Below are 1,085 nucleotides of genomic sequence, written 5' to 3' on the forward strand. Positions count from 1 at the left end.
ACCGCGCCGCGCACGATCAGCACGATCAATGCCAGGGCACCCAGCGCGTAAGGCATCCAGGGCTGCACCCAGCGCGAGCCCGAGAGATCGCGATAGGCACCGGTGAGCTGCTGGCCGGTGGCCAGAACCTGCTCGGAGAGCGTGTAGATACCGTCCGCCGCGTCACGAACGCGGAAGAGCTCCGGCGACTGGGAGAGCAGTTCGTCCACGCTGGAGCGCACCTCCTCGAAGTCGGAGGCGATCGCCGAGACGGCACTGCGCGCGTTCTCCCCGGTGACCGGGCTCACCCCGAGGGCCTCGCTGCCCTGGGACAGGCCGTCGATGATCCGGCCGAAACGATCGGAAGCGTCCTCGAGCCGACGGGCCGCGCCGGTGTTGCCGAAACCGCCGCGCACCATGCCCGAGAGGTTACGCCCGATACGTTCGGCAACGGTATTCAGCTCCGCGGCCAGGGCCGCCTGGCGCGCGCTGCCGCCACCGCCGGCAAGGCCGTCCGCCAGGTCGGCGGCACTCTCCTGGATCTGGGGCAGCAACACCCGGAAACGCTCGGCGACGACATTGGCGCGCACGACCATCTCCCGGCGGTCGAGGATGGCATTGACCTCCTCGCGCATCTGCCGCCAGACGCGCACGACCTTGCCGAGCGCCGCCGAGGCCTCGTCGGAGGCCTGCGCGGTGGGCGGCAGCCCGACCTTATCGACGCCCTCGACGAGGTCGTCGATATTCGCCTGAAGGGCGTCACGCCCCGATCCGAGCTCGGCGAACGCGTCGGTCTTGCCGTTCGCCGCCTCGAGGGCGTTCTTGGCGATCTTCTGCGACTGCACGCGCACACTGTCGGCGCGGCTGATGTAGGCCCGGTCGATGTCGCCATAATGGGCGACCAGGGCGAAGGCGGCGATCATGGCGACGATCGCCAGGGCCGCGACGACGGTGAGCAGGTCGGCCACCCGTCTGAGACCGGTGGATGCCTGCCGATTGTCCTCCCTAGCCATATGCGCTGTTTCCTCCTGGCAAGACTTGCCGACCCGTACGCCGACCTAGGCCGACGCCCTGAGAAAGGCGGGATCCCCGGCCAATGCACTCAT

Annotated in this window: 1 protein-coding gene; it reads right to left on the minus strand. The window is 69.1% G+C overall.

Translation table 11 applies throughout. From position 1 onward, the window contains the following. A partial coding sequence (locus tag G7A99_RS20620; RefSeq protein WP_240466365.1) for a type IV pili methyl-accepting chemotaxis transducer N-terminal domain-containing protein occupies positions 1–992 on the minus strand: 992 nt, incomplete at its 3' end. Between the last annotated feature and the right edge of the window lie 93 nt (positions 993–1,085).

It is taken from the genome of Arhodomonas sp. KWT (genome assembly GCF_010993615.1).